This window comes from Pseudomonas kilonensis (assembly GCF_001269885.1).
Lineage (GTDB): Bacteria > Pseudomonadota > Gammaproteobacteria > Pseudomonadales > Pseudomonadaceae > Aquipseudomonas > Aquipseudomonas kilonensis.
The window spans coordinates 73,016-96,073 of the sequence record NZ_LHVH01000022.1; the positions used below are offsets into that span (position 1 = coordinate 73,016).

At 61.8% G+C, this 23,058-nt stretch carries 13 protein-coding genes; 10 read left to right on the forward strand and 3 right to left on the reverse strand.

Annotated elements, in window-relative coordinates; translation table 11 throughout:
* Positions 1–126: 126 nt before the first annotated feature.
* The gene (locus AD662_RS14700) at positions 127–1,230 is read right to left on the reverse strand and encodes a sigma-54 interaction domain-containing protein (protein ID WP_053188298.1); all 1,104 of its coding nucleotides are present in this window, start codon (positions 1,228–1,230) and stop codon (positions 127–129) included.
* A 305-nt stretch (positions 1,231–1,535) separates the two neighbouring features.
* Here AD662_RS14700 and AD662_RS14705 point away from each other — a divergent pair, with 305 nt between their 5' ends.
* The 3 genes from AD662_RS14705 to AD662_RS14715 all read left to right on the forward strand — a co-directional run bounded on the left by AD662_RS14705 (position 1,536) and on the right by AD662_RS14715 (position 5,395).
* Entirely contained in the window at positions 1,536–2,798 is a 1,263-nt protein-coding gene (locus tag AD662_RS14705; protein WP_053188308.1) for a serine hydrolase domain-containing protein, read from the forward strand.
* A 116-nt stretch (positions 2,799–2,914) separates the two neighbouring features.
* Complete coding sequence (locus AD662_RS14710; RefSeq protein ID WP_053188310.1) at positions 2,915–4,252, forward strand: alginate export family protein; 1,338 nt, start codon at positions 2,915–2,917, stop codon at positions 4,250–4,252.
* Positions 4,253–4,291: 39 nt separating this feature from the next.
* A complete protein-coding gene (locus tag AD662_RS14715; RefSeq protein WP_024619228.1) occupies positions 4,292–5,395 on the forward strand; it encodes a polyamine ABC transporter substrate-binding protein in 1,104 nt (367 codons plus the stop codon).
* A 51-nt stretch (positions 5,396–5,446) separates the two neighbouring features.
* On the opposite strand, the gene AD662_RS14720 is transcribed toward AD662_RS14715, so the two are convergent.
* On the reverse strand, positions 5,447–6,058 hold the full coding sequence (locus tag AD662_RS14720; protein WP_018601902.1) for a TetR/AcrR family transcriptional regulator: 612 nt from the start codon (positions 6,056–6,058) through the stop codon (positions 5,447–5,449).
* A 609-nt stretch (positions 6,059–6,667) separates the two neighbouring features.
* Between AD662_RS14720 and gabP the strand changes: the two genes are divergently transcribed.
* The 4 genes from gabP to AD662_RS14740 all read left to right on the forward strand — a co-directional run bounded on the left by gabP (position 6,668) and on the right by AD662_RS14740 (position 12,812).
* On the forward strand, positions 6,668–8,068 hold the full coding sequence (gabP, locus tag AD662_RS14725; RefSeq protein ID WP_053188312.1) for a GABA permease: 1,401 nt from the start codon (positions 6,668–6,670) through the stop codon (positions 8,066–8,068).
* A 307-nt stretch (positions 8,069–8,375) separates the two neighbouring features.
* Positions 8,376–10,097, forward strand: coding sequence for a type I secretion system permease/ATPase (locus tag AD662_RS14730; protein ID WP_053188315.1), 1,722 nt, complete (start codon positions 8,376–8,378; stop codon positions 10,095–10,097).
* Positions 10,090–11,460: an HlyD family type I secretion periplasmic adaptor subunit gene (locus AD662_RS14735; protein WP_053188318.1), complete on the forward strand. Its 1,371-nt coding sequence runs from the start codon at positions 10,090–10,092 to the stop codon at positions 11,458–11,460. Before AD662_RS14730 ends, AD662_RS14735 begins: the two co-directional genes overlap by 8 nt.
* A gap of 2 nt (positions 11,461–11,462) precedes the next feature.
* Positions 11,463–12,812: a TolC family outer membrane protein gene (locus AD662_RS14740; RefSeq protein ID WP_018601895.1), complete on the forward strand. Its 1,350-nt coding sequence runs from the start codon at positions 11,463–11,465 to the stop codon at positions 12,810–12,812.
* A 738-nt stretch (positions 12,813–13,550) separates the two neighbouring features.
* On the opposite strand, the gene AD662_RS14745 is transcribed toward AD662_RS14740, so the two are convergent.
* Positions 13,551–19,163, reverse strand: coding sequence for a putative Ig domain-containing protein (locus tag AD662_RS14745; RefSeq protein WP_053188321.1), 5,613 nt, complete (start codon positions 19,161–19,163; stop codon positions 13,551–13,553).
* 406 nt (positions 19,164–19,569) lie between these two features.
* Here AD662_RS14745 and AD662_RS14750 point away from each other — a divergent pair, with 406 nt between their 5' ends.
* The 3 genes from AD662_RS14750 to hemN all read left to right on the forward strand — a co-directional run bounded on the left by AD662_RS14750 (position 19,570) and on the right by hemN (position 22,868).
* On the forward strand, positions 19,570–20,013 hold the full coding sequence (locus tag AD662_RS14750; RefSeq protein ID WP_018604032.1) for a CopD family copper resistance protein: 444 nt from the start codon (positions 19,570–19,572) through the stop codon (positions 20,011–20,013).
* Between the two features lie 96 nt (positions 20,014–20,109).
* Positions 20,110–21,483, forward strand: a complete 1,374-nt coding sequence (locus AD662_RS14755; RefSeq protein ID WP_053188325.1) for an oxygen-independent coproporphyrinogen III oxidase — start codon at positions 20,110–20,112, stop codon at positions 21,481–21,483.
* Complete coding sequence (hemN, locus tag AD662_RS14760) at positions 21,480–22,868, forward strand: oxygen-independent coproporphyrinogen III oxidase (protein ID WP_053188328.1); 1,389 nt, start codon at positions 21,480–21,482, stop codon at positions 22,866–22,868. The genes AD662_RS14755 and hemN overlap by 4 nt, the downstream gene beginning before the upstream one ends.
* The last annotated feature ends 190 nt before the right edge of the window (positions 22,869–23,058 follow it).

The following is a 23,058-nucleotide window of genomic DNA, read 5'->3' on the forward strand; positions in this document are numbered from 1 at the left end:
TGGGAACGCATCCCGTGACGCTCTGCGTCACCTTCCAGAAGCGGAACGCGGAGCGTCCCTGGAGACATTCCCACGCGGGAGCGTGGGAACGATCAAAGATCCCAGGGCCTTGCAGGAGCCTTGGACTCAGGTCGACAGGTTGATCACCCGACCATCGCGCGTGTCCAGTGCCGGGCGGCGTCGGTTGACCACCAGTTCGCCAATCCTGATCAGCAACGTGCGGGTGACATTGCGGCTCAGGCCCAACAGGCTGGCGGTGTGGACCTGATTGCAGTTGGCGTAGCGGTAGGCGGTGCGCAGCAACTCGGCCTCGACCTTTTCATACAGGTCGCCATGCTCTTGCTCGAGCAGTTTCTCGAAGGCTTTCTGCAACAGCGCCTCTGCGCTTTGAGGGGCCGACTCCTGCGAGTTGTCCTGGCGTTCGATACGGAAGTTCGACAGGTGCAGGTCCTGCACGCCGATCACGTTGTTGCGGCAAATCAACAGGGTGTGGTGGATGACATTTTCCAGCTCGCGGATATTCCCCGGCCAGGAATAGTCGAGCAATTTGCGCTGTGCCTGGGCATCCAGCGTCACCTCGCCGTGCCCGAGCCTGCGGCTGTACTCGGCAATGAAGTGGCGGATCAGCGGCAGGATGTCACCGGGGCGTTCGCGCAGCGGCTTGAGCACCAGGCTGACCACGTTCAGACGGTAATAGAGGTCTTCACGAAAGTGCCCGGCATTGATGGCTTTTTCCAGTTGCACGTTGGTGGCCGCCAACACGCGCACATTGATCTTGATGCTCTTGCGCGAACCCAGCCGGACCACCTCGCGCTCCTGTAGCACCCGGAGCAACTTGACCTGGATCGGCAACGGCAAATCACCGATTTCATCCAGGAACAGCGTGCCGCCGTCCGCTTCCTCGAACCAGCCGGCCTTGGCCGTCAACGCGCCGGTAAAGGCGCCTTTTTCATGGCCGAACAGCTCGGCCTCCACTAGGGTTTCGGAAAACGCCCCGCAGTTGACCGCAACAAACGGTTTGTGGCGACGGGCGCTGAGGTTGTGTACGTGGCGCGCCACCAGTTCCTTGCCGGTCCCGGTCTGGCCGATGATCAACACGCTGGCGTCACTGGGCGCGACTTGCTGCAGGTGAGCCAGCAAAGCGCGGGAGGTGGGGTCTTCGAAGACCTGGGCCGTGGCACGAATCGAGGTGGCCAGGCCGGGGGAGGGAGGAAGCGTTAGAAGCTGCATGACGGTGGCCCGTTAATGAGATTGCCGTGACTGAAAATGGGTAAATGCCAACGTTCTTGAGGCAGTACCGCGAAGCCATTGGGCTTAAGGCTTAATCTAAATGATCTAAAAAACAGACAACAAATAACCTTTAGTTATTTGCTTAGGGCTTTCGTCCCCGAATTCAGCACAGATCTATTGACCATGCCGCCGTTAATGAAACGAATTGAAGTGACGATAAAAAGTTTTATTGACTAAAGAATAACGCCGAGTAATTATTTCCCTGCATCTGCTTTCACGCAGAGTCATTTTGCAGGGGCAACCCGATGAATCAGAACACCGTGCCTTCACTGGCCAGTCTTTACGTCGAGACTCACGAATCGCCATTTGACGCACGCCTGGCACCTTCACTCATGCAAGGCTTTCCCGCCGAACCTCATCGCCGCGTCACCTGGCACAACTGGATGAGCCCACCGTTCAACCAATGGGGTTTCCGCAACCTGGCGCGCTTGCGTCCGTCCATCGACGTGCAGGCCGGCAGCGGGCCGGTCAGTGCGTTCAAGCAGGCGCTCCAGCCGTTGGATGAGCTGCACTTCGACAGCGAATGTGGCTTGAGCATCAGCGTGATCGATCACCTGATCGCCAGCCAGACCGATGCTTTCCTGGTCCTGCAGGGCGACACCGTCCTGTTTGAGCGCTACTTCAATGGCCAGCGTCCCGAGGACCGGCACATCATGTTTTCGGTGACCAAGTCGCTGATCGGTGCCTTGGGCGAGCAACTGGTCTGCGAAGGCCTGCTGGACCCTACGTTGACGGCTGTCCATTACGTACCGGAACTGGCGGGCAGCGCGTTCGGCGATGCGACCGTGCGCCAGTTGTTCGACATGGCGGTGGCCGTCGATTACAGCGAGGTCTATGAGGATCCGGATTCAGAGAGTTCCCAATACGGTTACGCCTGCGGTTTCCAGCCGGCGCCCGCGCCGTACGCGACCTTCGAATCCCTGTATCAGTACTTGCCCTCACTGAGGAAACGCGGCAGTCACGGCGGCTTTTTCCATTACGTGACGGCCACCACCGAGGCGTTGGCCTGGGTCATGGAGCGGGCATCAGGCAAGGCCTGCCATCAGTTGCTGCAAGAGGTCTGGAGCCAGTTGGGCTGTGAACGTGACGGCTACTTCCTGGCCGATCCCTGGGGCCGCAGCGTCGCCGGTGCCGGTTTCAGTGCGACCTTGCGTGACATGGCGCGCTTCGGTCGCCTGCTGGCCAACGATGGCCGCCAGGGTGGGACACAACTGCTCTCGGCCGAGGCGCTGGCCGGTATCGCCGCCGGAGCCGACCCCGCGATCTACGCAGCATCCCCTGACTTTTCGAGCTGGACCCCAGGCGCGTCCTACCGCAGCCAATGGTATGTCTTCAACGACCACAGCCAGGCGCTCATGGCCGGTGGCATCCATGGCCAATACCTGTTCGTCGACAAACCGTCCGGCGTGGTGATCGTCAAGCAGTCGTCCCTGGGCGAAGCCGTCAGCCCCTTCGACGGCGACAGCGTGCGCATGCTGCGTGCCATCGCGGCGCAACTGACGCCCTGACTTCATCCGATAAACACAAGAATTTCGTTCCGCTCACCTGGCCCCACCTGGTGTTGGCGCGGGTTTGCGCCGCCATTTACTGCCCTGTAACAACAATAATCACACAGGAGCTCCATATGGTTTCCATGATGCGTTTGTCCCGAACGTTCCTCGTGCTCGGGTTACCCTTGACCGCCCAGGTTGCCTGGGCGGGCTACACCTTCGAGGAGGGCAACCTCAAGGGCGAAGTCAACTTAACGGCCGGTGGCGCAGCCGTGTCCACCCGCAACGTCAACTTTGGCGGCGGCGTGGTGGACATGCGCAGCGGCAAGAATGGCGGCACGAAAATCGACTGGCAGGAGTTCTACGTCAAGCCGGGCGTCAAGTTGGAATATCCCGTGCAGCCGGATTTCAGCCTGTTGGCGGGCGGCTCCCTGGTGGGCGCGACCACCTTCGGTGATGGCGATGCCGGTGGCTTCACCCGCAGTTCCGACGGCAAGGTGTCGACCGAAGAGTTCTATGGCGGTTTCCGGGCCGGCGAGTGGACGGTCACGGGCGGTCGCCAGAACTACATGATCGGCAACGGTTTCATCGTGATGGATGGCAACCTCGACCAATTGAATGACGGTGCCTACTGGCTCGCCCCACGCACTGCCTTCAAGGATTCGGCGGTGGTCGCCTGGGACCATGGCGCGTTGAAGGTCCAGGGCTTCAGCCTGGCAACCGACAGCGACCTGGGTGACTTTCGCATGAGCGGCGTGAACCTGGACTACAACCTCGACGACCAGGTGACGCTGGGCGCCACCGCGTTGAAGGTCAAGGCCCTGGGCCCCAAGGGCAGCACATTGCCGCGTCGTCGCGATGGCATGCTGGTGTACAACGTCAGGGCCTTGAACGCCAAACTCCCGGGCATCCCGGACCTGACCCTCAATGCCGAATATGCCCTGGAGCGAGGCAGCGGCGAAGGCGTGGACTACGATGCCAAGGCCTGGTACGGCCAGGCGGATTACACCTTCGGCACGCTGCCGCTGACCCCGGTGATCGGCTACCGCTACGCGAGTTTTTCCGGTGACGACAACCTCACCGACAACCGACAGAAAGCCTGGGATCCGTTGACCAAGGGCTTCGTCGATTGGAGCACCTGGTTGATCGGCGATGTCGTCGGCAACTACCTGCTGTTCAACAGCAACGAAAACGTCCAGCAGTTCTCACTCAAGACCCACCTCAACGAAACCCTTACGCTCGGTGCGATCCACTACCAGTTCTGGCTCGACGAAAAAAACTACATGGGCACCGCCGTCAGCGATAAACGGTTTGCCGACGAGAGTGTAGTCTTCCTGGATTGGGCGCCTTCGAAGTCGTTGTCCACCTCGCTGTCCTATAACTGGGTCAAGCCCATGGCAGCGGCCAAGCAAATCTTCGGCGACGACCGGAAATTCAGCGCGCTGGAACTCTACTTCACCTACCGCTATTAAGTGCCGCGAGCCTTCGCGGCCGCGCTGGAGTGTTTGATCATGAGCCTGTTTTTGCGTAACACCTTGCTGGGCGCTGTCGTTTCGATGCTGGTCAGTGGCGCGAGCCTGGCCGAAGAGCGGACGGTGCGGATCTATAACTGGATCGAGTACCTGCCGCCTGAAATCCTCAAGAGTTTCCAGGAGGAAACCGGCATCCGTCCCATCTATGACGTGTTCGACAGCGTCGAGACTTTGGAGTCCAAGCTGCTGACCGGCAACTCCGGGTATGACGTGGTCTACCCGAGCAGTTCCAACGTCAGTCACTTGATTGCCGCTGGCGCCGTCCAGCCCCTGGACCGCAGCCAATTGCCGAACTGGCAGCATCTGGACCCCGAGTTCATGAAGTCCCTGGAAGCGGTGGGCGATCCGGGTAACCGCTATGCGGCGCCGTATCTGTGGGGCACGACGCTGATCGGCTACAACGTCGACAAGGTGCGGCAGGTGCTGGGTGCCGACGTGCAAATGAATACCTGGGACATCCTGTTCAAGGAAGAGAACATGGCCAAGCTGGCCAGTTGCGGCGTCGGTCTGCTCGACGCCGCCAATGAGATCGTGCCCATCGCCTTGCACTACGAAGGTCTGGACCCCAACAGCCAGAAACGTGAAGACTACGCAAAGGCGCAGGCGGCCATGCTCAAGGTTCGCCCGTACATCACCTACTTCAATTCGTCGCGTTATGGCATGGACCTGGCCAACGGCGAGATCTGCGTAGGGGTGGGTTGGTCCGGCGGTGTGGCCCTGGCCAAGCGACTGGCCGAAGACGCAGGGAAGGGGGTCAAGGTGGAAATGGCGCTGCCCAAGGAGGGCGCACCGATGTGGTCGGACGTCATGATGGTGCCAACCAATGCCCCTCATGCCCAAGAGGCCTACGCCTTCATCAATTACATCTTGCGTCCCGACGTCATTGCCCGGATCAGCAACAAGATCGGTTACCCCAACCCGAACAAGGACGCTACGGCGCTGGTCAATGCTGAAATTCGCAACAACCCCGCCATGTATATACCGGACGAGGCGCGCAAGACCTTGTTCGCCTTGGAACCGGTGCCGGCCGCCGTAGAGCGGATCCGCACCCGCACCTGGACCGGCATCAAGACCCACCGCTGATCGGCGTGACCCGGCGTTGCGGCGCCGGGTCCGTATCGGTGGGGGGGTCGCTCAGGCGCGCATGCCCAGGAAGAGCAATTCGGTGATCCGCCGGACCTGGGTGGAGTGTGCCTCGATGTCCGGTTGTTCCTGGTTGACCAACCTGAACAGCTGCAAGTGCGAATAGTCGTTCAGCAGGAAGGCGGCGAGGTCGACATCGAGGTCGGCGCGCAGCTTGCCAGCTTGTTGCAATTCCCTGATCAACCCACTGATTTCGGCCCTGAGCGCATCGTTCATTGCGCGATAACCCTCGGGCAGCCCGTTGTTGCCACCAAACAGGATCAGCGGCAGCAACTCGCGCCACAGGCTCGGATGCATGACCTCCAGTGCGTAGCCGGTCAACAGCCGCTCCAGATAACACAGCGCTTCGACCGGGTCTTCGATTTCAGGGATCTGGCTGCGGGTGTCCGTGAGTGCGCGCTGGTCGGCGTCGTGCAGGATCTCCAGGATGATCTCCTGCTTGTTGCCGAAATACTTGAAGACGGTAGGCGCCGATACGCCGGCCTGGCTGGCGATCTGCTCGATGGTGGTGTTCTGGAAACCCTGGCGCTCGAACAGTTCGACCGCCGCCTTGCTGATGGCTTGGCGGCGTTCGGCTTTTTGACGTTCACGCAGTCCGCTCACGGGAGGTCCTTGTTGGAAAGCAGTGGTTAAAGGCCTTGGCGCACCAGCCCTGTGGGAGCGAGCTTGCTCGCGATAGCGGTGGATCAGCCGCTTTGAAGTCGACTGAAATACCGCCATCGCGAGCAAGCTCGCTCCCACAGGGTTCCTGGTTAACAACAGGCCGGGTATAGGCATGCAAAATACTTAACCCAGTAAAGTTTTTAAAGGGTTTATTTCAAAGGTTTTGGTGGAGTCTGATCGGGAGCTTTTGTGGCGAGGGGATTTATCCCCGCTGGGCTGCGCAGCAGCCCTGAAACCTTTTGGCTAGGTGTGTCGAGTCAGCGGTATTTTGGGGGCTGCTACGCAGCCCAGCGGGGATAAATCCCCTCGCCACAATGGGCAAAATGCCATGCCGTACTTGGCGAAATCAGGCACAGGGATGGCGCGTTCAGGTAACTAACTCGGGAGGGAAGGCAGGTAACGTGGCGCGACTTTTCATCGCAAGTGCGCACGTTCGCCCAGGGTGGATCAACCCGACCAAGCGGTACCGCTTCCAGGAGGGGCGGGAATACCAGAAGCACTGACTGTCCCTGCGCGCGTCTCAATGTTCGATCACAAGAGAATAAAAAAATGACCAGCCCCAGTTTCAAGGATTCGAACGGCCATTTGGCACAGGGCTTCAAGCCTCGTCACGTCACCATGCTGTCCATTGCCGGGATCATCGGTGCGGGCCTGTTCGTGGGATCGGGCCATGCCATTGCCGCCGCCGGCCCGGCCGTCATGTTGGCCTACCTGTTTTCCGGGCTGTTGGTGGTCCTGGTCATGCGCATGCTGGGCGAGATGGCGGTCGCCAACCCGGACACCGGCTCCTTCTCGACCTATGCCGACCAAGCCATCGGACGCTGGGCTGGCTTCACCATCGGTTGGCTCTACTGGTGGTTCTGGGTGCTGGTGATTCCCATCGAAGCGTTGGCCGCCGGTCATGTCCTCAACCAATGGTTTCCCGCCGTCGATGCCTGGCTGTTCGCCTCGGTGTCGATCGTTCTGCTGGCCGTGACGAATCTGTTCAGCGTGTCCAAATACGGCGAGTTCGAGTTCTGGTTCGCCATGGCCAAGGTGGTGGCGATCATTGGTTTTATCTCCCTGGGTTTCGCGGTGCTGATGGGTTGGATTCCCGAACGCGAAGCCAGCGGCCTGAGTCGGTTGATGGAGGAGCACGGCGGGTTCGCCCCCAACGGTCTGTCGGCGGTGGTGGGCGCGTTCATCACCATCATGTTCAGCTTCATCGGTACGGAGGCGGTGACGATCGCGGCGGCGGAATCCGATAACCCTGCGCAGAACATTGCCAAGGCCACCCGTTCGGTGATCTGGCGTATCGGTGTGTTCTACCTGTTGTCGATCTTCGTGGTCATTTCCGTGGTGCCCTGGAACGATCCGCTCCTGGCTTCAGTCGGTTCCTACCAGCGGGCCCTGGAGCTGATGAACATTCCCCACGCCAAATTCCTGGTGGATGTGGTGGTGCTGATCGCCGTGGCCAGTTGCATGAACTCCTCGATCTACATCGCCTCGCGGATGTTGTACTCCCTGGGGCGCCGCGGCGATGCGCCAAAGGCCTTGAAGGTCACGTCCTCGGCCGGTGTGCCACGGTCGGCGGTGATTGCCAGTACCGTGCTGGGCGCGGGTGTCACCTTGTTCAGCTATTTCATGCCCGCCGGCCTGTTCCAGTTCCTGCTCGCCAGCTCCGGCGCCATCGCCTTGCTGGTGTATCTGGTGATCGCCATCTCGCAACTGCGCATGCGCCGGATGTTGCAACGGCAGAACATCGAGCTGCCTTTTCGCATGTGGTTGTTTCCCTGGCTGACCTGGTTGGTCATCGTGTTCATCTCGGCGGCGCTGGCGGTCATGATGGTCACGCCTGAGCACCGTAGCGAGGTCAGTACCACCCTGGGCCTGGCGTTGGTCATTTCCTTTATCGGCCTAGTGACATCGCGGCATTCACCTCAGCCTGAGCGCGTCGCTTCCCTCGGCTAGTTCGTCATTTTTACCCCGTTGACGCCACGTTACTGGCGTCAACAAAACCGCCTTTTCAGCCCATTCAAGACGTAAAAACCCCAGTCTTGAAGCGCGGCCCTTCCGCCTGTCACCCACTTGCAAACCCAGCCTTGCGAACCGGCACTAACCCGCGGCCGCGTTGTCAGTAATTTGCGCCTGTAGGGATGAGGATCGTCCCTGTTATCGGCACACTCAGCTGGATAGTTTTTTCTCGAGCACTCTCGAAAAAACAGCCTTGCGATGGATTGCGTCCTGGACCGACCATTTCTCTTGCAGGCGATTTCCCATGGGGTTTCTACTCGATCCGCGTCATGACATTGATGCTGCCTTATTGAGCTACCGCCGGGTGTTCTGGGCCCTGGCATTGTTCAGTGGCGTGATCAATCTGTTGGTGCTGGTGCCGTCGCTCTACATGATGCAGGTCTACGACCGGGTCCTGACCAGCCGCAACGAAACCACCTTGTTCATGCTCACCTTGATGGCCCTGGGACTGTTCATGTTCAGTGCCCTGATCGAGTGGGTCCGTGGCGAGGTGATGATTCGCATGAGCGCAGGGCTGGACGAAGCCTTGGGCGAGCGGATTTTCGACGCTGCCTTCGCCCGCAGCCTGCGCGAGCACAACGCCAACCCGGCGCAAGTGCTCACCGACCTGGCGACGCTGCGCCAGTTGATTACCGGGCAGGGCCTGATCGCCTTGCTCGATGCACCCTGGCTGCCGATCTTCCTGCTGGTGGCGTTCATCTTTCACCCCTGGTTCGGCGTGCTGACACTGGTGCTCGCCCTGGTGCTGGTCGGCCTGGCGCTGTGGGGCGAACTGGCGACGCGCACGCGGCTGGGCGAAGCCAATCGCCTGGGCGTGCAGTCGTCGATCTATGTGAATAGCACGCTGCACAATGCTGAAGTGATCCAGGCCCTGGGCATGCTCGGGCCGCTGCGTCAGCGCTGGAGCCTGTTGCAGCAACGGATCATTGCCGCCCAGGCCCATGCCAGCGACCGCAGCGCGCGTATCACCTCGATGACCCGTTTCGTGCGGATCTCCGGGCAGTCCCTGGCGTTGGGGCTGGGCGCTTTGCTGGTGCTGGAAGGCCAACTGTCGGCGGGCATGATGATTGCGATGTCGCTGTTGCTGGGACGGGCCCTGGCGCCCGTGGAAATCGCCATCGGCTCGTGGAAGCAGTTCAACGCCGGACGCCAGAGCTACCAGCGCCTGAGCCAATTGCTGGCCCAGCATCCGCGCGAGCGTCTGCGCATGCCGTTGCCACCACCCACCGGTGCGGTGCGCCTGGAGCAGTTGTATGTCGGTCCGCCGGGGGCTTCGCAGCCGATCCTGCGCGGGATCAATTTCAGCCTCGCCAAAGGCGATGTGCTGGCGGTGGTCGGGCCCAGCGCCAGCGGTAAATCGACACTGGCGCGCGCCTTGGTCGGGGTCTGGCCGGCCATGGGCGGGTCGGTGCGCCTGGACGATGCCGAGATCAGCCAGTGGTCCCACGACGGCTTGGGGCCCTACCTTGGATACCTGCCACAGGACATCGAGTTGTTCGATGGCACGGTCGCCGACAACATCGCCCGTTTCGGTGAACAGGACGCCGACAAGATCATCGCCGCCGGGCGTCATGCGGGTATCCACGAAATGATCCTGCGCTTTCCCAAGGGCTACGACACGCCGTTGGGTCCCGGCGGACTTGGCTTGTCCGGTGGGCAGAAACAACGCCTGGGACTGGCCCGCGCGCTCTATGGACGGCCATCGCTGATCGTGCTCGATGAGCCCAACTCCAATCTCGATGACGCCGGCGAGCTGGCGCTGGTGCAGGCCATCAGTGCGCTCAAGGCGGCCGGCAGCACCGTGGTGTTGATTACTCACCGACCCAGTGTGTTGGCGGTGGTCGATCACATCCTGGTGCTCAAGGACGGTACTCAACAAGCGTTCGGCCCACGGGACCGGGTGCTCAAGGCATTGATGCCGGGGCCGAGACCGGCCGCGGTCAGGGAGGCGGGCGGCGATGCGTGATCTGACTCCAGGGGCACAAGCGTACAGCGAGCAAGGGCTGAGCGTGCGCAGCACGACGACGCTGCCCAGTGCCAGCACCGACGCCGGGAGCGCGGCGCGTTATGGCATGGGATTCCTGGTCCTGACGCTGGGCGGTTTCCTGCTCTGGGCCTGCCTGGCGCCGCTCGACCAAGGGGTGGTAGGCAGCGGCACCGTGGTGGTGGCGGGGGAGCGCAAGGCGGTGCAGTCGTTGGTCGGCGGGGTGGTGGAAAAACTGTTGGTCAGCGATGGCGACCGCGTCACCCAGGGGCAATTGCTCGTGCAGCTCAATACGGTGCAGGCGCAGTCGCAACGGGACGTGACCCTGGGCAAGCTGCTCAATGATCGCAGCATCGAGGCGCGCTTGATTGCCGAGCGCCTGGGCAATGCCGAGATCCAATGGCCCGCGGAACTGCTGGCCCACGCCGACGAACCACGAGTCAAGGCGGCCATGGCCTTGCAGAGCCAGTTGTTCATCACCCGCCGCGCGGAGCTGGGCAGCCGCTTGCAGATCATCGAGCACGAAGCCGCGGCCTTGCAGCAGCAATTGCTTGGTTACGAAGGCGTCAAGCGCAACTACGACGCGCAGATGCGCTTCCAGCAGCAGGAGCTCGAAGGCCTGCGTGATTTGGCCCGGGAAGGCTACGTTCCGCGCAACAAACTCTTCGAAGCCGAGCGCAACGCGGCCCAGTTGGCGGGGCAGATCGCCTCCGGGGTGGGTGATGTCGGCAGGACTCGCCAGGCGATCAACGAAAGCCGGCTCAAGGCCTTGCAGGCGCAGCAGGAGTTCCGTCGCGATGCCGAAACCCAGCTCAGCGAAGTCTCGGCCGAGGCCGCCGGTTATGCCGATCAGATTCGCGCCTTGCAGTTTGAAGTCGACAACGGTGCGATCCGTGCGCCGGTGGCCGGGCAGGTCATGGACGTGAGCATTCATACGGTCGGCGGCGTGGCTCAGGCCGGCCAGACCCTGATGCAGGTCGTGCCGCTGGATGCACCGATGGCGATCACCGCGCGCTTCGAGCCGTTGATGGCCAACAAGCTGCGCCCGGGCCTGCCGGTGCACGTGCATTTTACCGCGCTGCAACGGGTGGATACGCCGACGGTGACCGGCACGGTGACGACGGTGTCGGCGGACCAGTTGATCAACGAGCAGACACACCAACCGTACTTCTCTGCCAAGGTCGAGATTCCTGCTGACACGGTGGCTGCGTTGCAGAGCGCCGGCCTGCTGGTGCGCCCGGGCATGCTCGCCGACGTCACGGTGGTGACGGGCGAGCGCACCTTGATGAATTACCTGATGAAGCCTTTGCGTGAACGCTTGCTTGCAGCCTTCAAGGAGGAATGAGCATGGTCGATCGTTGCCGCTACCGTGTGCGTGTATTGCTGAGCCTGTGTGCGGGTTGGGCGGCGTTCAATCCGGTGTGGGCCGCTGAGGGGGGGCTGAGCCTGACCGCCGCCTACGATGCTTCGCGGCTCAACGATCCGACCGTGCAGTCGGCTGCCCACGCCTTTGAAGCTTCGCGGCATGAAGAGGACATCGGGCGCGGCGGCCTTTACCCGCAAGTGTCGCTAAGCTCGCGCTACGGCTACGGCGGGCGTACCGACGGCGGTGACGACAGCAGTTACGTCAACAGCAACGATTACCAGGCGAACAACGTCACCTTGGCGGCGCAACAGCCGCTCTACGACAAGGCACGCTGGGCGGCGTATCAGGAGGGCAAGGCGCGCGGTCAACTGGGCACCCAGGTGTTCGACGTGGCCGGCCAGACGCTGTATGACCGGGTGGCGAAGGGGTATTTCGACGTCGCCCGGGCCGAGAATGAGATCAAGTTGATCGTCCAGCAGAAGAGCGCCATCCAAGGTTTGGTCGTTCAAAGTAAAAAGCTTTATGAAGGCGGCCAAGGCGCGATCACCGATATCGACGAAGCCCAGGCGCGGCTCGACCTGGTGCAAGCCCAGGAGGCTGAAGCCCAGGCGCGTCGGGTGGCGGCGTTGCGGGCCTTGTCCGGGCGTGCCAGCGTGCCGATCGATGACATCCTGCCGATGCGCGAAGAATTGGCCGCCGGTAGCCCGATCCCGGCGGAGCAGGATTTGCCGTACTGGACGGCGATTGCCCGCGAGGCCAGCCCCGAGCTGGCCGCCCGACTGGCGGCGGTGAAAGTGGCCGAAGCCCAGGCCGACAGCCAGCGCGCCGGGCATTATCCAACCTTGTCGCTGACCACTCAGCTGACCCGCCGGGAAACCCGTCAATACCAGGAACTCGACCCGCGCCAGGACACTTACTACGTGGGTGTGCAGTTGGATATCCCGTTGTATCGCGGCGGGGCGGTACGGGCCTCGGTGGCCAAGGCCGAAGCGCAACTGGCCGGCGCCCAGTCCGACTACGACGTGCAACGCCAGCAACTGGCCGAGGATATCGAGGCCGATTACCTGGGCGTCGTCGCCGGGTTTACCAAGAGCAAGGCGATGCAGCGGGCGGTGGAGTCCAATCAGCGAGCACTGACCTCGACGGAAAAAGGCTTCCAGGGCGGCGTGCGTTCCACGGTGGATATTCTTGACGCGCAGCAGCGGCTGTTCCAGGCCCGTCGAGACCTGCTCAACACCAAGCTCGACATGCTGCAAAGCTATGTGAGCCTGCACACTCACACCGGCCAGATGAACCGCGCAGTGCTGGAGCAGGTGCAAAGCTTGTTCTAGACAATCCAGGGCTCAAGTTTGCAACTTATCCCTGTGGCGAGGGAGCTTGCTCCCGCTGGGCTGCGATCTTTTGATCTTTCACTTAACACTCAACGAGGCCTGAAAAGATCGCAGCCTCGCTTCGCTCGACAGCTCCTACAGCGCAGCCGAGCGGGAGCAAGCTCCCTCGCCACAAAAGCCGCCCATGACCTGTGGTGACCTTCAACCTTTCTGGCACAACACGCCCCCCTGTGGGAGCGAGCTTGCTCGCGATAGCGGTGTGTCAGTCTGCCTTGATGTTGGATGTGCCGCCGTCATCGCGAGCAAGCTTTGCTCCCACAGTTTGGATGGGTGCCAGCCTGCGATTTGCCGACCAACAAAAATCCCCTGTGGGAGCGAGCTTGCTCGCGATAGCGGTGGGTCAGCCTGCCTTGATGTTGGATGTGCCGCCGTCATCGCGAGCAAGCTTTGCTCCCACAGTTTGGATGGGTGCCAGCCTGCGATTTGCCGACCAACAAAAATCCCCTGTGGGAGCGAGCTTGCTCGCGATAGCGGTGTGTCAGTCTGCCTTGATGTTGGATGTGCCGCCGTCATCGCGAGCAAGTTTTGCTCCCACAGTTTGGATGGGTGCCAGCCTGCGATTTGCCGACCAACAAAAATCCCCTGTGGGAGCAAAGCTTGCTCGCGATAGCGGTGGGTCAGTCAGCATCCATGCTGAATGTGCCGCCGCTATTGCGGGCAAGCCTGCTCAGGGGGCAATCAGGCGGTGAAGTCGCTGGCGTGCAGCTCCTTGACGCCGACCAGTTCGAATTCGAACTCGGGGGTGGCGTCGGCGTTGGTACTGCCGGAGAGGATGCCATCGACGAAGCGCAGTTGGCCGGTGGCGTTGTTGGGATCGAAGGCGCTGCTGCCGATGAACGTGAAGGCATCGACTGTGGCGGTCAGCGGGTTGGCGTCCAGGCCGGTGAGGTCCAACTTGTCGAACTCCGCGCTCTTGAAGCCGCTGATCACATCGCGCAAAGCCCCGACGCCCATGTCCGACAGCGCACCAAACGCGTAGGTGTCCGCACCCGTGCCACCGCTGAGGTTGTCGGTGCCTGCGCCGCCGATCAAGCGGTCATCGCCCGAACCACCCACCAGCGTATCGTTGCCGGCCCCTCCGTCGAGGACGTTCGCCGCGCTGTTCCCCGACAGCGTGTCGGCGGAGGCGCTTCCTTCCAGGTTCTCGATGAACTTCAAGGTGTCGAGCCCGGACCCCACGGTGTTCTGCTGCGCAGACGTCGAGAGGTTGACGGTCACGCCGGACAGTGCCCGTTCATAGCTCGCCGTATCCATGCCATCGCGTCCATCCAGGACATTGTCGCCGGCACCGGCGAACAGTGTGTTGTTCAACGCATTGCCGGTGCCATTGGCAGCGCCGGTGCTGTCGACATACAAGTTCTCGACATTATTGCCCAAGGTGTAGGCCGCCAGACTGCTGTGCACGCTGTCGATCCCGCCCGTCACCGCGTTGGTGCTGGTCTCGATCACGCTGTCGTCGGCATTGTCGACAAAGTAAGTGTCGTCCCCGTCGGCACCGCTCATGCTGTCTGCCCCGGCGGCGCCGTTGAGTACGTTGTTGGCGGTATTGCCGGTGATGAAGTTGCGCCGTTCGTTGCCGGTGCCGTCGATGTCCGACACACCGGTGAGCACCAGGTTTTCCAGATTGGCCCCCAGCGTCCAACTGACAGAGGCTTGCACCGTGTCGATCTGCGCGGTCGAGGTGTTGGTTTCCACCACGCTGTCGAAAGCATTGTCGACCACGTAGATGTCGTTGCCGTCGCCACCGGTGAGGGTGTCGGCGCCCAGGTCACCGTCCAGGGTGTCGTTGCCCGCGCTGCCCACCAGGGTGTCGTCCTGGTCGGTGCCGGCGATCATCCCGCCCTGGTTCTGGCCTTTGTTGAAGATGTCCTGCACGCTGTTGTTGTCGTCGGGGTTGCCCTGGAAGCCCAGGTCATCGGCAATGTAGTCCGCCAGGCGTTGGCCGACGATCTCCGCCGACTCCTCGTGCAGGTGCCAGACGTCATCGGGATACACCAGTGGATCGACTTCGTAGCGCAACGGCAGGTCGGTGTAGTCCACCGCCAGCTTGACGTCGGCGCGCTCGGCGGCCATGGCTTCCTGGGCGGCGCGGACATAACCGACGCCCTCGACAATGGACGCGATCTTCTCTTCCGAATAACCCCGGGCCCGGGCCGCGTCCTCCGAGTAATGACCGGTTTCCATCAGGTACACGTTGAAATTGCCAAATTGGGCATGCAGGTAATCGAACACTTTCAAGGTCGCGGCCTTGTACGCCGCCGCAGCCGCGGCCTTGTCTGTGGCCCGGGCGATTTCCTGGGCGGCTTCCTCGCCCTGGCCCCAGATGATGCCCATGGTGACGTTATCGATCGACTGCAGTTCGGTGCGCTGGTCGCGCAGCAATGTCACCGCCCGCAACAGCGCCTGCCCGGGTTGGTTGGTGTCGGTCAGCCACCAGCACAGCTGGAGCTCCTCGGCGCTGAGTGTGGAGAGGCCGTTGACCGTGCTGCCGCCCACCGCGATGTCGATGCCGTTGCCATCGGCATCGTTGAACTGGCTGCGCACGTCGTAGGTGGTGTAGCGGTTGAGGTCGTTGACCAGCATCGAGGTGCCGGATTGGTCGTCGTCCTCGGACATGCGCAACAGGCGTGCGTTGGATTGGCCTAGGGTCGGCAGGTAGAGAATGTCCTGCTGGGCGCGCTCGCCGAAGACGAAGTCGCTGGCGGTGAGGGTGTTGAGGTAGTTGCCGTTGAGGGCGATCTCGAAGCGATTGCCATCGGCGTCGGCTTCGGCGGACTTGACGTAGGTCTTGTCGCCGGCCGCGTTGAGGGTCATGTACAAGGTGCTGTTGGTGCCGTCGCCGAGACCGAGAAAACCCAACCCGGAGACATCGATTTTGTCGACGCCGACGGTAAAGTCATAAATCGTGTCGGTGGCCGTGACGCCCCCGGTGTCGTAGTCGCGGTAGCTGTCGGAGAGGTTGCTGTAGCGGAAGGTGTCGGCACCGTCGCCGCCGTACAGCGAATCGCGTCCGGCACCGCCGACGACGATGTCCGCACCGGTGCCGGCCTTGATCGTGTCGTTGCCGCCCAGGCCAAGGATCAGGTCCGCGCCGGTCGTGCCGTTGAGGGTTTCGGCGTTGTTGGTGCCGGTGATGGTATTGGCGGGCGCATCGGCCACCACCAGGGCGAAGTTGTCACTGACTGAGGCGCCAGAAGGATCGGTGGCCTTGACGAGTACGTCGTAGTTGCCCGCCGCAGTGCTGGTTGGCGTGCCGCTGAAGGTCAGGCTGGTGGCATTGAAACTCAGCCACGCGGGCAGGGCGCTGCCGTTGGCGAGGGTCGCGGTGTAGGTCAGTACATCCTGGTTGGCGTCGGTGAAGCTGTTGCTCGCCACGGTGTAGCTGAACGGCGTGCTTTCACTGGCGTTCTGGTCCAGCAGCGGAGTGGCCACGACCGGCGCCACATTGGTGGGGGTGCCTTGGTCGGCGAAGACAAAGTGACTGGCCGTCAGGCTGCTGACGAAGTTGCCTGCCATCGAGACCTCAAACCGATTGCCGTTGGCATCGACCGTCAAGTCCTTGAGGTAGGTGCGGTTGGTCGACGAACTGTAAGTGACCTGCAGGGTGCCGTTGAGTCCGTTGCCCAAACCGGTATAGCCAAGCGCCGACACATCGATCTTGTCCGCCGTCACGTCGAAGTCGAGGATCTGGTCACTGGCGCTGGTGGAGCTGGTGCGGTAGCTGTCGAGTTTCGAGGTGTAGCGGAACACATCGGCCCCCGTACCGCCGGTGAGCTTGTCCACCCCGGTGCCGCCGACCAGGACGTCGTTGCCGGCGCCGCCGTTGAGGGTGTCGTTGCCCGCGCCACCGAACAGTTGCTCATTGGCCGCGGTGCCGGTCAGCGTGTCGTTGTTCGGCGTGCCATTGATCACAATGGCGGTGGGGACGTCCTGCACGGCGAGGGTAAAGCTGTCGCTGACGGTGGCGTTACTGCCGTCGCTCGCGGTGACCTGGATGGCGTAGGTGCCCGACGCGGTGTCGGGTGGCGTGCCGCTGAAGGTGCGGGTGGCGGCATCGAAGACCAGCCAGCTGGGCAGGGCGCTACCATTGGCGAGCCTGGCGGTGTAGCTCAGGCTGTCGTTATCCGGGTCGGTGAAGCTGGTGGCCGGCACCACGTAGCTGAACGGGGTGTTTTCGGTGGCGTTCTGATCCACTAGCGGCGTCGCCAGTACCGGTGCCTGGTTGGTCGGCGAGGTGGTGGCGAAGACGAAGTTGGCGCTGCTCAGGGTGTTGAGGTAATTACCGTCCAGCGCCACTTCGAAGCGGTTGCCATTGGCGTCGGCCTCCAGGGACTTGATGTAGGTCTTGGTGCCGGCACTGTTGAGCACCAGGTACACGGTGTTGTTCCTGCCATCTCCCAGGCCGGTGAAGCCCATGGCCGACAGGTCGATCTTGTCGGCGCTGATGTCGAAGTCGGTGATCAGGTCGCCCAGGTTGGCGCCGCCAGTGTTGTAGTTGCGATAGCTGTCCAGGCGGCTGGAAAACACGAAGGTGTCCGCCCCGGTGCCACCGGTGAGGGTGTCCATCCCAGCACCGCCGTCGAGCTTGTCGTCGCCGGCGCCGCCACTGAGGCTGTCGTTGCCTGCCAGGCCGAGCAGGGTGTCGGCCGCATCGCTGCCCAGCAGCGAGTCGCTGCCACTGGTGCCGGTGATGACGCGATTGAAGATGAAGTTACTGGCGGTCAAGGTACTGGCCAGGTTGCCCGAGAGGATCAGCTCGAAGCGGTTGCCGCTGGCGTCGGCGTCGAAGTCCTTGATGTAGGTGCGGTCGCTGGTGGCGTTGTAGCTGACTTGCAGGGTGCCGCCACGGCCATTGCCCAGGCCGGTGAAACCGAGGCCGGCGAGGTCGATCTTGTCCTGGGTGACGTCGAAGTCGGTGATGGTGTCATCGAAACTGGTGGTCGCGTTGCGGTAACTGTCCGACTGGGCGACGAACCGGAACGTATCGGCGCCAGTGCCGCCGGTGAGTTTGTCGAGGCCTGCGCCACCCACCAGGATGTCGCCACCGGCCGCACCGTTGATGGTGTCGTTGCCGGCGCCACCGTAGAAAATCTCGGCGGCGGCGCTGCCGAGCAGGGTGTCGTTGCCCGCCGTACCTTGCACGGTGGTCATCGGCACCGTGGCGCTGACGTAGCTGCCGTCGCCATACACCAGTGTGGCGCCCTTGCTCGTGTGGCTGATGGTGTTGGCGATGATGGCGTTGCGGTCGGTGCCGTCTTCGTTGCGCTCTGCGACACCGTAGGTCGACAGGTCGCTGCCGCTGATGATGTTGCCCTGGATGAGGTTGTCGCTGCCGTTGAAGTACTTGCCGGACACGCCCAGGGTGTCGTCGTAGGACTGGATGATGATTTCCGGTACGGCACTGCCCAGGGAATTGTTGTTGAGGGTGTTGTCGATGACCTCGACGTGGTTGCTGCCGTAGATGCGGATCCCGGCGCTGGCGTTGTCATGGATGTCGACGCCGGTGACGGTCACTTCGCTGGAGAGCTTGACCAGCACGCCTTCGGCGCCGTTGCCATACACCTCGCCACCGGTGATGGTGATGTTGCTGGGGGAGGGGATGTCCTCACTGCCGCGCTGGATCACGATGCCATTGCCGCCGTTGTCGTAGGCAACGTTATTGGTCATGGTGAAATCGTGGGTGCTGGTGACGACGTTGAAACCGTGGCGGTCGTTGTTGTAGGCGATGTTGTTTTCGAAGGTGCTGTCGCTGAGGAAGTCGGCGACGAAGCCGTCCAGGCCGTTGCCGTGGGACACGCTGTTCTTGATGACCATGTTGACGGTTTGCTCGTGAGGGTCGAAACCGTACCCGGAGCAATCCTTGATCTCGACGCTGTCGAGGGTGACGTTGGAGTCGTAGCCTTCTTCGCCGGGAATGTAGCCGTTGAACCAGCCGTCGACCTTGCCGGTGGTGCTGTCGCGGTTGCCGTCGATGGTGAGGTTGCTGACGCCGAAGTCGTGGGTTTCTTCGCCGTAGGCCGAGCGGATGATCCCGGTGATCTTGGTGTCGGAGCCGTCGGCCAGCTTGACCGTGGTGTCGCCCATGCCGTCGCCGTACAGGTAGACGTTGCTCTTGAGCAGCAGGCAGCCATCGGAAGGTTCCTCTCCCCCCGAAACGATGTACGTACCGGTCGGCATGTACACCTGCCCACCGCCGGCCGCGGCCGCCGCATCAATCGCACTCTGGATGGCTGCCGTGTCGTCGGTGATGCCATCTCCTTTGGCGCCAAAATTTTGTACGTTGAAAATCATGAGCTTATCTCCGTATCAGGCTTAAACCTCGGTAGACGCCAACATTCCATCGACGACCTCGGTGTTATGACCCAACGGAGCGCAAAAGTTGTGACCGCATATCGGGGAAAGTGTCAAAAAGCTGGACTAACTGATCAGCGGTTGTGTGGGGATTGCGCAGGAGTAACGTTCTGTTGACGCTTTCAAGGCCAAGCGATGCCCCTTGTGGGAGCGGGCTTGCTCGCGAAGGCGGCGAATCAGCCACCATTGCCGTGACTGACACACCGCTTTCGCGAGCAAGCCCGCTCCCACAGGTTCTATGGCGACTGATGGCGCTTTCCTTGATTGGCATCAACCCCACTTCGGGGATGGCGCGATAACCTCGAATAAACCATCGCCCCGTTGAAGAGGGCGACCGAGGAAGCTCATGAGTTATCCGCTGTTTCTGACCTTGCACCTGTTTGCCGCGCTGGTGTTCATCGGCACGGTTTTCTTCGAAGTCCTGTTCCTGGAGAGCATTCGCAAGCAACTGCCCGCCAAGGTCATGGTGCTGCTGGAGCAAGGCATCAGCCAACGCGCCCGGCAGTTGATGCCGTGGGTACTGCTGGTGCTGTTCGGCGCAGGCATTGGCATGGTCTGGCTGCGCTATTGGCCGGTGCTCTTGTCACCGTTGCAGTCATCCTTCGGTTTGCTGCTGGGGCTCAAGATCCTGTTGGCGGGCAGTGTGCTGGGGCATTTCCTCTGGGCCATGTGGCTGTTCAGGAGCGGGCGCATGAACGCCCGCTACGTGCACATCATCCATACCAGCGTGTTCCTGCACATGGTTGCGATCGTGCTGCTGGCCAAGGCCATGTTCTACGTCACCTGGTAAGCGCTGGCGGCGTGGTTCCAAGGCGCTTGATACAGGTCAAGGTGGCCCGACGGGTTACCCCGCAAACTGCTCGCGCACAGCCACTCGGAGATTGTCATGTTCGACCCGTTCCATACCCTCGGTGAGCGCCCCTCGGGACGTGCCCCTGTGGTGGCTGATTTCGATTGTCCGGTCGGTACGCGCAGATTCCACGCAGGTGTCGGTTCGCTCGACCTGCTTCGAGGGTTGCGCAGCAGCCGTCAGAAACGCCGACCCCTATCCGTGGCGGTGCACTTGCCTTCGCGCTTGCGGCTGGCGTCGTGTTCGCCCCTGGCCAGTGACTGCCGCTGCGGCGAGATCGAGGGCTACCTGCAACGCCTGACCTATGAGTTGGGGTTGGTCGGTTGTCACCTGGGCGCAGGGCGGCGCGTCGAGCAGTTTTGCCTGACCGGTGGCACACCGGTGATCGCTCATCTGCAGAAGTTGATGAGTGAGCTGCGCAAGCGCTTCGACTTCAGTGAATACGACGGCGGCGACCACAGCATCGAGGTGGACCTGCACCACACGGATTGGTCGACCATGGGCCTGATCCGTGACCAGGGTTTCTCCCATGTCAGCATCGGTGTGCCCGACATTGGCGTCGACAGCGATCTGTCGGTCGATTGCTATCAGAACCCGGCACCGATCCATTCGTTGATCGATGCGTCGCGCACGTTTGGTTTTCGCTCCATCAACATTGACCTGGGCTACGGCCACGCTTGGCAAACACCGAGCAGTTTCGCCCTGAAACTGGCGACGCTGATCGAACTGGAACCTGACCGGTTGCACGTTTTCGACTATGCCCGCGCGCCGTATCGTTACCGCTCGAAAAACGCCGGGATGGCCGGCGAGTTTTGCAGCCCGGCCGACAAGGACGCCATGCGGAAAATTTGCTGTGAACAGCTGATTGGCGCCAGCTATCACTACATCGGCCTGGGTCAGTTCGTCAGGGCCGACGATGACCTGGCGGTGGCCCAGGAGCACGGACGCCTGCATCGCAATTGCCAGGGTTTTACCCGTCACGGTTGCTGTGATCACGTGGGCTTCGGTTTGTCAGCCATCACGCAGATCGAGCACCTGTACGTACAGAACACCGACGACCTGCTTCACTATTACCAGCAGTTGGATGCCGGGCAATTGCCGGTGTGTCGCGGCTGGCGCTGTGAAGCGCAGGATCAGGTCAAGGCGAGCGTGACAGAGCAACTGTCCTGTGACCTGGAGCTGGATATCGTGGCCATCGAGGCACGCTTCGGCCTGGTGTTTCGCGAGCATTTCGCGTCCGTCTGGCCGTCGCTGGAAGTGTTGCAAGACCAGGGATTGATCGAACTGTCGAGCCGGTTTATCGGCATCCTGCCCGCCGGGCGTTTGAACGTCGATGCGATCTGCAATCTGTTCGACCCAGGACTGGATGACGCAGGCCCACACCCTTTTGAAAAGTTGAACCCATCATGAATGCTGCATCCGGTTTCAATCGTGCCCTGGTGGAGAAATACGACCGCCCGGGGCCGCGCTACACCTCCTATCCGACGGCGCCGCAGTTCCACCAGGCCTTTGCCATGGACGAATACCAGCAGGCTGCCCAGCGCAGTAACCAGGCGCCGCAGCCCAAGTCGTTATCGGTGTACATCCATATCCCGTTCTGCCAGAGCCTCTGCTATTACTGCGCGTGCAACAAGATCATCACGCGCAAGACCCATCGTGCCGTCGAATACCTGACCTACCTCAAGCGCGAAATTGCCCTGCAGGCGGCCTTGTTCGACCGCTCGCGCAAACTCACCCAACTGCACCTGGGCGGGGGCACGCCGACTTACCTGACCCATGAGCAACTGGCCGACTTGATGGACTGCCTGCACCAGTCGTTCGACATGGACGACAGCGACGCCCATGAGTTTTCCATCGAGGTCGATCCGCGGACCATCGATGCGCAACAGATCCAAGGCCTGCGCCAGCTGGGGTTCAACCGCCTGAGCTTTGGCGTCCAGGATTTCGATGCCCAGGTGCAGATCGCCGTCAATCGAGTGCAAAGCGAAGCCCAGGTCGTCGAGCTGGTGGAGGCCGCGCGCCGGGCGCGCTTCAAGTCGGTCAGCGTCGATCTGATCTATGGCCTGCCTTTGCAGACCATCGCCAGTTTCGGTGTCACCTTGAGCAAGATCATCGCCCTGCGTCCGGACCGGATCGCGGCCTACAGCTACGCCCACCTGCCACAACGGGTGCGGGCGCAACGGATGATCCGGCCAGAAGACATGCCGCCGCCAGAGCGCAAGTTGGAGTTGCTCGAGCTGACCATCAATCGCCTGACTGAAGCCGGCTACGTCTACATTGGCATGGACCACTTTGCCTTGCCAGATGACGAACTGGTACGCGCCCGCGCCCAGGGCAGCCTGCAGCGCAATTTCCAGGGTTATTCCACCCACGCCGACTGCGACCTGATTGGCCTGGGGGTGTCCTCGATCGGCAAGGTCGGTGACAGCTACAACCAGAACGTCAAGGAGCTTTCCCAGTATTACGCCCGGCTGGATCAAGGCTTGCTGGCGGTGCAGCGCGGTTATCGGCTGAGTGACGACGATCGCCTGCGGCGCGAGGTCATCAGCGAACTGATGTGTCATGGGCGAATCGATTTCGGCCGGATCGAGAGGGCCCACGGCATTCGATTTACCGAGTACTTCGCCGATGCCCTGGAGCGGCTCCAGGAACTGGTGCGCGACGGATTGCTGGACCTTCGCGACGACGAGCTGGTGTTGTTGCCCCAGGGGCAATTGATGATGCGCAACGTGGCCATGGCTTTCGACGCATACCTGGGGGCGGACCAGACGGTCCAGTATTCACGTACGGTCTGAAAACTCAAGCTCGCGCTGGGTCTGTAGGAGCTGGCGAAGCCTGCGATCTTTTGATCGTTCCCACGCTCTGCGTGGGAATGCATCCCGTGACGCTCTGCGTCACCTTCCAGAAACGGAACGCGGAGCGTCCCTGGCGACATTCCCACGCAGGAGCGTGGGAACGATCGACGGGGGGGCGTGGGCGGGATTT

Coding starts and splice junctions, on each gene's coding strand:
- gabP (WP_053188312.1), top strand. CDS start 6,668: ATGACCAGCCCCAGTTTCAAGGATTCGAACGGCCATTTGGCACAGGGC.
- AD662_RS14750 (WP_018604032.1), top strand. CDS start 19,570: ATGAGTTATCCGCTGTTTCTGACCTTGCACCTGTTTGCCGCGCTGGTG.
- AD662_RS14730 (WP_053188315.1), top strand. CDS start 8,376: ATGGGGTTTCTACTCGATCCGCGTCATGACATTGATGCTGCCTTATTG.
- AD662_RS14705 (WP_053188308.1), top strand. CDS start 1,536: ATGAATCAGAACACCGTGCCTTCACTGGCCAGTCTTTACGTCGAGACT.
- AD662_RS14755 (WP_053188325.1), top strand. CDS start 20,110: ATGTTCGACCCGTTCCATACCCTCGGTGAGCGCCCCTCGGGACGTGCC.
- AD662_RS14740 (WP_018601895.1), top strand. CDS start 11,463: ATGGTCGATCGTTGCCGCTACCGTGTGCGTGTATTGCTGAGCCTGTGT.
- AD662_RS14715 (WP_024619228.1), top strand. CDS start 4,292: ATGAGCCTGTTTTTGCGTAACACCTTGCTGGGCGCTGTCGTTTCGATG.
- AD662_RS14700 (WP_053188298.1), bottom strand. CDS start 1,230: ATGCAGCTTCTAACGCTTCCTCCCTCCCCCGGCCTGGCCACCTCGATT.
- AD662_RS14735 (WP_053188318.1), top strand. CDS start 10,090: ATGCGTGATCTGACTCCAGGGGCACAAGCGTACAGCGAGCAAGGGCTG.
- hemN (WP_053188328.1), top strand. CDS start 21,480: ATGAATGCTGCATCCGGTTTCAATCGTGCCCTGGTGGAGAAATACGAC.
- AD662_RS14745 (WP_053188321.1), bottom strand. CDS start 19,163: ATGATTTTCAACGTACAAAATTTTGGCGCCAAAGGAGATGGCATCACC.
- AD662_RS14710 (WP_053188310.1), top strand. CDS start 2,915: ATGGTTTCCATGATGCGTTTGTCCCGAACGTTCCTCGTGCTCGGGTTA.